Raw genomic sequence first — 8,451 nt, forward strand, 5'->3', positions numbered from 1 at the left:
TCGCTGCACGTGCAGCGCACCGGGCGGCAGGCTCGCGGGCGTCGCGCCGGGCACGCCCGCGCCGAACACCGGCACGAGCACGACGGCAACGCCGACCGTCACGAGCCACCACGCGGACGTCAGCCAGCAGCGATGGATCAACAGCCAGACGAGAAACGCGGCCGCGACGATCAGCCCCGTATCGTGTCCGTGCAGCACCGCAAGCGCGCGCATCGTGGCGTCCACCGGTGGCGTACGCAGGTTCTGCAGGAACGCATACAGCGCAATGTCCGCGTGCATCAGCGGATCGTTCGCGACGACATCCTGCACGATCCCCGCGAACAGCCACACGCAGCCGATGAACAGCAGCGCGAGCACGGGCACCGCGCCCGGCAGGCCACGCACGTAAGCGATCGCGTCGTGCAGTCGCGCGCCGAAGCGCGGCCAGCGGTGCCCGCATGCGTGCACGCCTTCGACGAGCGCACGGCGCAACAGCGGCCAGCCGCGCCGCAACGCGACGCGCACACCGATCCACACGAGCGCGACCAGCGCCGCGACGACCAGCAGGATCACGGCGACCCGCACGCTGATCGCCGCGGCCAGCGCGGCCGACGCCCCGAACAGGATGCCCGGCGCGACGTGCACTGGCGCCCAGATGAGCGCCGAGATGACGTTGACCGGATAGAACGACCGGCGCGGCAGCGTCGCGCAGCCGACGACCACCGGCACGACCGCACGCACCGGCGCAAGAAAGCGCGCGAGCACGATGCTCTTCATGCCATGACGCAGCACGAACTCCTCGCCGCGCCCGTAGGCGGCCGCATAACCGAAGCGCGCCCACACGTTGCGGATCACCCCGCGGTAGTGCCGCCCGAGTTCGTAGCTGATCCCGTCGCCGATCACGGCGCCGACCGCCGCGACACCGATCGTCGTCCAGCCGTCGAGCGCACCCGCGCCGATCAGCGCACCGGCCGCGAACATCACGGCGCCGGCCGGCACGACCGTACCGATCAGCGCGATCGCCTCGGCGCAGGCCGTCACGAACACGATCGCGAGCACGAGCAGCGGATGCGCGCCGATCGCGCCGATCCACGCGTGGATCGTGTCGCTCATGGCCCGCTCCACGGCGGGACACCGCGGCGTGCGGACGCCGGGCCGGCGATGGCAGGGGGAGCGTTCATCGGGAGCTGCGCGCGGTCGCGCCGGCGTGACGAATCAATCGAACTCGTGCTGCCGCGCGTCGGCCTCGAGCGGCGCGTCGTGGTACCCGACCGTCGCGATCTCCTGCAGATAGCGCGTGAGAAACGCGCCGATCGATCCGGCGGCCTCGTACTGATGCACGTGGCGGAATTCGTGGGTCAGCAGGCGGCGCGTGTCCTGGCCGCGCAGCACGTACACCGCATGACCGAGCGTGAGCCCGATCGTCCCCGGCGACAGGAGGCCCGTGTCGCGGGCGATCGCGGCGAGCGACGGCACCTCGGGAAACGGCATGCGGTCGACGATCACCACGCGGATCCGCTCCGGCTGCGCGACACCTACCGTGCGCGCGTCGTCGGCTTGCGCGGGCGTCAGCGGCGCCCCCTGCGCGATCCCGCGCGCCGCCTCCGCTTCGGCCCATGCAACGGCGGCGGGCAGTGCGGACGCCAGGATATCGGCAAGATCGATCATCGCGGGGCTCCTCGGATGGTGGCGTGGCATCGGGCACCAGTTTAGTCCCGAATCGGGACGGTTCGCGGGGCGGTTCGCGGGGCGGCTCGCGACGCGCGGCGCCATCCCGTTCCGGCCACCGCAGTCATCAGGGAATACCCTGGTTCGCACCCGCTCCGCCGCGTACCTTTTCCTCGCGATTATTTCGTTTCAGTGCACATTCCGCGATCGGCTATCTCGAAAATTTCCCGGATGTGTACCGTTTTCGGATTCGGCGGAATATATTGGTCAGAAGAACAGCCGCGGCGACCACCGGACAGCAGTGCGCGGCGTCATCCCGAAGAGGATCGCTAGATGATCAGGGTAATTCTGGCTGACGATCACGCAGTCATGCGGGACGGACTGCGTTACATCCTGGAAACGGCCGGCGGTTTCGAAATCGTCGGCGAGGCGAGCGACGGCTCGGCCACGCTCGCGCTCGTCGAGCGCGGCGCCGCCGACGTGCTGCTGCTCGACCTGTCGATGCCTGCGCCGACCGGCATCGAGCTGATCCGGCTGGTGAAGCGCCACGCGCCGTCACTGCGCACGCTCGTGCTGACGATGCATGCGGAGGCGCAGTACGCGGCACGCGCGTTCAAGGCCGGTGCGACCGGCTACCTGACGAAGGACAGCGCGACCGCCGAGCTCGTGGAGGCGGTCGGCAAGGTCGCAGCGGGCGGCGTCTACGTGAGCCCGTCGGCCGCCGAAAGCCTCGCGCTGACGCTGCGCGCGCCGGCCGCGGCGCTGCCGCACGAACGGCTGTCCGCGCGCGAACTCGACGTGATGCGCCGCATCGTCGCGGGCCAGACCGTCACGCAGATCGCGACCGAACTCGCGCTGAGCGCGAAGACGGTCAGCACATACAAGACACGGATCCTCGAGAAGATGGAACTGCCGCACGAAGCCGCGCTGGTCCGCTACGCGGTGCGCCACGACCTCGACCCCGGCGGCGACGCATGACCGCCGCCTTCCGCGTCCCGCCCTCGCCCCCGGACGACGACGACCCGGACGCATCGCGCCTGTTCATGTCGTCGCTGCCGCCGGGCCGGCGCGAACGGCGGCTCGCGCTCGCGACCGTGCTCATCTCCGCCGTGATCTTCACCGCGCTTGCGCCGTTCGCGGGCAGGCCGCTTGCGCCGGGCTGGGCGTTCATCCCCGTGTACCAATCGGCGATCGTCGTCAACGACATGGTGACGGCCGGCCTCCTGCTCGGCCAGTACGCGATCCTGCGCCAGAAGCCGCTGCTCGTGCTCGCGGGCGGCTACCTGTTCACGGGCTTCATGGCCGGCACCCACATGCTGACCTTTCCGGGGCTGTTCGCGCCGACCGGCCTGCTCGGCGCCGGCGACCAGACCACCGCCTGGCTGTACCTGTTCTGGCACGGCGGCTTTCCGCTGGCAGTCGCCGCGTACGCGCTGCTGCGCGCGACATCGCGTGCGGCGGGCCCGATCCCGGCCCCGCAGCGCCGCGCGGCGATTCCCATAGTGCTGTGCATCGCGGCCGCGGTCGGCGCGACAGCCGCGCTTGCGCTGCTCGCGACGGCCGGCCACGACCACCTGCCGCGCATCATGAACGGCAACCGGATGGCCGCGACGATGACGAACGCGATCACGATCGTCTGGGGGCTGAACCTCGTGGCGCTGATGCTGATGTGGCAACGGCGGCGGCGCCATTCCGTGCTCGACCTGTGGGTGATGACGGTGCTCGTCGCCTGGCTGTTCGACATCGCGCTGTCGTCGATGCTGAATCACGGGCGCTACGACCTCGGCTTCTACGCGGGGCGCGCGTACGGTCTCGTCGCGTCCGGCGTCGTGCTGTTCGCGATGCTGTTCGAGAACGGCCGGCTGCATGCGCAGACGGTGCGCGCGCTGGCCGGCGCGCGCTACCAGCATCTGCTCGTCGTGCAGAAGAGCGCGCAGCTGAACGACGCGAACGAACAACTCGAACAGCGCGTCGCCGCGCGCACCGCGCAACTGAGCGCGTCGAACCGCGACCTGCGACGCGAAGTCGAGGACCGCGTGCGTGCGGAACGGGCGCTGCAGGCATCGCGCGAGGAGTTGCGCGAGATCGCCGCGATCAGCGCGAGCGCACGCGAGGCCGAGCAACGCCGCATCGCGCGCGAGCTGCACGACGAACTCGCGCAGACGCTCGCGACGCTGAAGAACGATCTCGAATGGCTGATCGACCGCGTGCCGCAGGACGATGCGCAGCTGGCGCGCAAGATCGCGGCAATGCACGCGCTGGCGCGCGGCGCGGTGGCCGCGACGCGCCGCATCGCGTCGGACCTGCGCCCGCTGATGCTCGACGATCTCGGCTTCGCCGCGGCCATGCAATGGCTCGTGGAGGATTTCCGGCACCGTCACGGCATCGAATGCGCGCTGCATGTCGACCCGCCCGAGCTGCAGCTCGACGAACCTTATGCGACGGCAGTGTTCCGCATCGCGCAGGAAGCGCTCGCGAACGTTGCGCGGCACGCGGCCGCGTCGCATGCGAACGTCGAGCTGGTGCATGCGAACCATGCGATCGAGCTGACGATTCGCGACGACGGCGCGGGTTTCGATCCCGGCGTGCCGCGCAAGTCGGGATCGTTCGGGCTGGTCGGGTTACGCGAGCGCGCGTATCTCGTCGGCGGCACGCTGCGGATCGCGACGACGCTCGGCGAGGGAACGACGGTCGAGGTGGAGATTCCGCTGTCGCCCGCGAAGGTGACGGTTGCGCATGGCGGGGATGGGGGTTCGCGCGGGTAGGTTCGCGGCGAAGGCAGTGGTGCGGGTCGGTGCCTCGATACCCCGCCGCCGGCCGGTCAGTGATAGTCGTCTTCGCGTTGATGGCGGACGGCGAGGATCGTGACCTGCTCCGCACTTTCGATCTCGAACAGCAGGACATAGCCTGACATACCGAAGGACACGATCAGCTCGCGCAGAAACGGATTGCCCTCATCGATTTTGCGACACGTGAACGGAAACAGCCTAAGCATGGCGACGCCCCGTTCGATCGCCTCCAGCGCCCTCGCCGCGGCGTCCACATCGCGCTCGAGCAGATATCGATACAACCGCACCAGATCTTCACTTGCCGCGCGCGTATAGCGGACCGGGTAGCTCAATCAGCCGCCTTCGCTGCACGTGCGGCATTCAGCATGCTCTCAAGCTCGCTCTGCACATCCGCGGCATCGACATATTCGCCGGTACGCCGCGCCTCGTCGCGAGACGCCAGACCGCGTGCGACAAACTCGTGCTGCAGGCGTCGACGCGCAATGCCATCGCGCAACGCCGACTCCATGAACGCGGACAGCGTCTCGTTTTCTGCCAGGACAGATTCCGCCTCTTCGCGCAATTTCGGATCGACCCGCAGCGCGGGCATCGTGGCTGTTTTCATTGCACACCCCATGCATTACATATGTAATGCATGGTACCACGTCGATATTCTCGCGCACAGTCGGCCGTTTGGATGGTCGACTTACAAAGTCGCTTTCAACCCGTCCTCATATCCCTGCGCGCCGCTCGGGATGAAAGAATTTCCGTGGCGCTACAATCCGTCGCCATCAACGTCCCGTACCCCTGCGCGCCGATGCGCCAGCCGATCCCATTCCCCTTCTCCACGATGAAAACACTCCGCAGCTATGCACTCATCTTCTGCGCGGTCGCAGGCGGCTGGCTTGCCGTATCGCTGCTGTGCTGGCCCGTCCTGCTCGCGCTGCAGGCACTGACGACGGCCGTGTTCATCCCGCATCCGGCCGGCAGCTATATCGGTCTCGGATTCGTGTCGACCGCACGGCTCCTGGATTTTCCGACGAGCTTCGTCGGCGCGTTTTCGGTGCCGTTCATGAACGTGCCGCTCGGGTTCATCGCGATCGCCTGGTGGGTCGGCACCGCGCTCATCGTGCAGCCCGCCTACGCGCGCTACCGCGTCATGGTGCGGGGCCGCCCGTCGGCGCGGGCCGTCCTGTGGCGCGGCGCCCGCTCGTGGCTGATCTTCACGACGGTGCTCCTGCTCATCGCGACGCCCTTCCTGCGGCGCTACGAGATCGTCACACCGGATCACCTCTACGTGCGGCACCTGTTCGACTGGCACGAGCGCGCGTATCCGCTTGCGTCGCTGAAAGCGATCCACCTGGACGATCCCGGCACCAGCCGCGGCATCGTCACGTGGGACTTCATCTTCGACGGCGACAACCGCTTCACGACGACCGCCCCCGACCTCCACGCGCTCAAGTACCTGCTGTCGAACACGCACGCAACGGCCAACTTCTCGTTCGTCGGGAACCGGTTGATGAAGCGGTAACGCCGCGCGCCGTCACGCCCGCGCCGCCACCATCCCCCGCTCCGACCGCGTCCACGCGACCAGCGCGCCGATCCCGAGCAGCGCGAGACACACGATCGGCACGATCATCGGCCCGAACGCGGTGCCCGTCACCTTGCCGGCAAACGGCATCAGGTTCTGGCTGAAGAAGCCGCCGAGGTTGCCGATCGAGTTGATCGCCGCGACGCTCGCCGCCGCCCGCGCACCGGTGAAGTAGCGCGGCGGCATCGACCAGAAGCACGGATACAGCAGCGGGATGCATGCGCCGCCCAACACGAGCGCGATGAAACGCAGCGGCGTCGACGGCAGCACGAGGCTCAGCAGGAAGCCGAGCGCGCCAAGCGCCGCGACGATCGCGATCGTGCGCAGGATGCTCTTCGCGCGGCGCAGCTTCCCCGGCAGCCACACCAGCAGCAGCACCGCGAGCGCCCACGGCAGCATGCTCAGGAAGCCGTTCGTGCTGCTCGACACGCCGAACGACTTCACGAGCGTCGGCAGCCAGTACGTGACGCCGTACAGCGACGTCGACATCAGCATGTAGGTTGCCGCGAACAGCATCACGCGCGGATCGAGCAGCGCCTTCCACGGCTGGCCGTGCTCGGCCTGCGCGGGCTTCTCGCGTTCGAGCGCGGCCTCGACGATCTGCTTCTCGCGGTCGTCGAGGAAACGCGCGTCGCGCACCGATGCGGGCAGCACGCGGAACACGACGATCGCGACGATCACCGCCGGGATGCCCGTCGCCACGAACACCCACTGCCAGCCCGCGAGCCCCCACACGCCGTTCAGGCTCAGCAGCACGCCGCCGACCAGCGAGCCGAGCATGTTCGCGAGCGCGCTGCCGAGCGTGAAGATGCCGAGCACCTTCGCGCGATAGCTCTGCGGAAACCACAGCGTCAGGTAATAGATCACGCCCGGATAGAAGCCGGCTTCGGCGATGCCGAGCACGAAGCGCAGCGCGCAGAATGCGGGCATCGACGTCGTGAAGCCCATCAGCACGGTGATGAGCCCCCACGTCAGCATGATCCGCGCGAGCCATACACGCGCGCCGTAGCGATGCAGCGCGAGCGTGCTCGGCACCTCGAACAGCAGGTAGCCGATGAAGAACAGCGACGACGCGAGCCCGAACGCGGCTTCCGTCATCCCGAGGCTGTGCACCATCTGCAGCTTCGCGAAGCCGACGTTCTGCCGGTCGATGAACGCGATCAGGAACATCACGACGAGGATGGGCAGCAGGCGCCGCGCCATCTTCGACATGATGCGCTGTTCTTCGGCGGACGCGGGGTCCAGGGTATCGGTAGCGTTCACTTCAGGCTCCTTGCGTGAATCGGTTGCATAGCGGTTGCATATCGGTTGAATCGGCGCCGCGCGACGAACGCACGAGCGCGGGATGTTTCGATGAAAGGGCGCGGCGTTATCAGCCCGACCGGTAGGCGTCGAGCATCGGCGCGAACATCTCGTGCCACGCACGCGGCTTCGCCTTGATCGTGCCGGCCAGGTACAGGAATTCGACGTAGTCCATCAGCTGGTTCGGCAGCACCGAGAAGCGCGTGTCGGGTGCGGCGAGCATCCGCATCACGTCGTCGTGCGACACGCCGACGCCCGACGAGGCCGCATAGAGCGCCGCCGCCGCGCGCGGATCCTGCGCGATCAGGCGGTTCGCTTCGTCGAGCGCGCCGAGAAACGCGATGGCCAACGCGGGTTCCGTATCGACGAGCCGCTTCGGCGCGAACACGACGTCGAGCGTCATCGGGCCGAGCACGTCGACCGAATTCACGATGCGGTGAATGCCCGGCTGCCGCAATTCGAGCGTCGAGAACGGCGGCGACGTGAAGTGCGCGGTAACACCGTTCTCGCGGCGGATCAGCGCCTGCATCGCCTGCGGATGCGGCAGGTTCACGGTGATCGAATCGAGCTGCGCGAAATGCTTCGGCCCGAGCTGCCGGCTCGCGACCATCTGCAGCACCACCGCCGACAGCGACGTGCGGATACCCGGCACCGCGATCCGGTCGGACGGCGTGAAGTCGCGCAGCGACACGAGGCCCGGCCGGTTCGCGTTCAGCGACAGCGACGTGGTCGACAGCCCACTGATGCCGATCACCTCGACGTTCGGAATGCCGCGCGCCCGCGCCCACAGCTCGATGAAACCCGGTGCGCCGGCACCTGCGAAATCGAGCGTGCCGGCCATCATCGCGTCGTTGACGGAATTGCCGCCGTCGAGCAGCACCCAGTCGACCGCCACGTCACGCACACCGTGGCGCGCCGCGTGCTGCTCGAACAGCCGCTGCTTCTCCATCACGAGCAGCGGCAGGTACAGCACGCCATAGCCTTTGGAAATCCGCACCGTGCGCGGCTTCGCGCGCACGAGCGACGGCGCGGCCAGCACGCCGAGCCCGGCGGCGATCAATGCGCGGCAGGTAGAACAACCCTGCGAACCACGCGGCGATCAGAACGATATGGAACGTCTTGACCCAGAGCATCGCCATCGGT

The 8,451-nt window shown here is 68.3% G+C and carries 9 protein-coding genes and 1 pseudogene; 3 read left to right on the plus strand and 7 right to left on the minus strand.

Annotated elements, in window-relative coordinates; genetic code table 11:
• Both G3O06_RS44790 and G3O06_RS44795 read right to left on the minus strand, forming a co-directional pair.
• Nucleotides 1-1,092: VTT domain-containing protein (locus tag G3O06_RS44790; RefSeq protein WP_205819911.1), on the minus strand; the 1,092-nt coding region annotated here is incomplete at its 3' end.
• Between the two features lie 102 nt (nt 1,093-1,194).
• Nucleotides 1,195-1,647, minus strand: coding sequence for a hypothetical protein (locus G3O06_RS44795; protein ID WP_205819912.1), 453 nt, complete (start codon nt 1,645-1,647; stop codon nt 1,195-1,197).
• 333 nt (nt 1,648-1,980) lie between these two features.
• Between G3O06_RS44795 and G3O06_RS44800 the strand changes: the two genes are divergently transcribed.
• Both G3O06_RS44800 and G3O06_RS44805 read left to right on the plus strand, forming a co-directional pair.
• On the plus strand, nt 1,981-2,625 hold the full coding sequence (locus G3O06_RS44800; RefSeq protein WP_174918140.1) for a response regulator transcription factor: 645 nt from the start codon (nt 1,981-1,983) through the stop codon (nt 2,623-2,625).
• Entirely contained in the window at nt 2,622-4,412 is a 1,791-nt protein-coding gene (locus G3O06_RS44805) for a sensor histidine kinase (protein ID WP_205819913.1), read from the plus strand. The genes G3O06_RS44800 and G3O06_RS44805 overlap by 4 nt, the downstream gene beginning before the upstream one ends.
• Nucleotides 4,413-4,468: 56 nt before the next feature.
• On the opposite strand, the gene G3O06_RS44810 is transcribed toward G3O06_RS44805, so the two are convergent.
• Both G3O06_RS44810 and G3O06_RS44815 read right to left on the minus strand, forming a co-directional pair.
• On the minus strand, nt 4,469-4,768 hold the full coding sequence (locus tag G3O06_RS44810; protein WP_205819914.1) for a type II toxin-antitoxin system RelE/ParE family toxin: 300 nt from the start codon (nt 4,766-4,768) through the stop codon (nt 4,469-4,471).
• A complete protein-coding gene (locus G3O06_RS44815) occupies nt 4,765-5,040 on the minus strand; it encodes a YlcI/YnfO family protein (RefSeq protein WP_175045737.1) in 276 nt (91 codons plus the stop codon). The genes G3O06_RS44810 and G3O06_RS44815 overlap by 4 nt, the downstream gene beginning before the upstream one ends.
• 225 nt (nt 5,041-5,265) lie before the next feature.
• Here G3O06_RS44815 and G3O06_RS44820 point away from each other — a divergent pair, with 225 nt between their 5' ends.
• Complete coding sequence (locus tag G3O06_RS44820) at nt 5,266-5,946, plus strand: hypothetical protein (protein WP_205819915.1); 681 nt, start codon at nt 5,266-5,268, stop codon at nt 5,944-5,946.
• Between the two features lie 12 nt (nt 5,947-5,958).
• Here G3O06_RS44820 and G3O06_RS44825 read toward each other — a convergent pair whose 3' ends face one another.
• The 3 genes and pseudogenes from G3O06_RS44825 to G3O06_RS44835 all read right to left on the minus strand — a co-directional run.
• The gene (locus tag G3O06_RS44825) at nt 5,959-7,269 is read right to left on the minus strand and encodes an MFS transporter (protein WP_205819916.1); all 1,311 of its coding nucleotides are present in this window, start codon (nt 7,267-7,269) and stop codon (nt 5,959-5,961) included.
• Between the two features lie 109 nt (nt 7,270-7,378).
• Entirely contained in the window at nt 7,379-8,368 is a 990-nt protein-coding gene (locus tag G3O06_RS44830) for an ABC transporter substrate-binding protein (RefSeq protein ID WP_205819917.1), read from the minus strand.
• Nucleotides 8,367-8,447 (minus strand): annotated as a pseudogene (locus tag G3O06_RS44835) (CopD family protein); the annotation flags it as partial. The pseudogene G3O06_RS44835 and the gene G3O06_RS44830, both read right to left, overlap by 2 nt.
• Nucleotides 8,448-8,451 lie beyond the last annotated feature (4 nt).

The sequence above is a fragment of the Burkholderia sp. Ac-20345 genome, from assembly GCF_017104825.1.
Taxonomy (GTDB): domain Bacteria; phylum Pseudomonadota; class Gammaproteobacteria; order Burkholderiales; family Burkholderiaceae; genus Burkholderia; species Burkholderia lata_B.

Coding starts and splice junctions, on each gene's coding strand:
- G3O06_RS44795 (WP_205819912.1), bottom strand. CDS start 1,647: ATGATCGATCTTGCCGATATCCTGGCGTCCGCACTGCCCGCCGCCGTT.
- G3O06_RS44800 (WP_174918140.1), top strand. CDS start 1,981: ATGATCAGGGTAATTCTGGCTGACGATCACGCAGTCATGCGGGACGGA.
- G3O06_RS44805 (WP_205819913.1), top strand. CDS start 2,622: ATGACCGCCGCCTTCCGCGTCCCGCCCTCGCCCCCGGACGACGACGAC.
- G3O06_RS44815 (WP_175045737.1), bottom strand. CDS start 5,040: ATGAAAACAGCCACGATGCCCGCGCTGCGGGTCGATCCGAAATTGCGC.
- G3O06_RS44820 (WP_205819915.1), top strand. CDS start 5,266: ATGAAAACACTCCGCAGCTATGCACTCATCTTCTGCGCGGTCGCAGGC.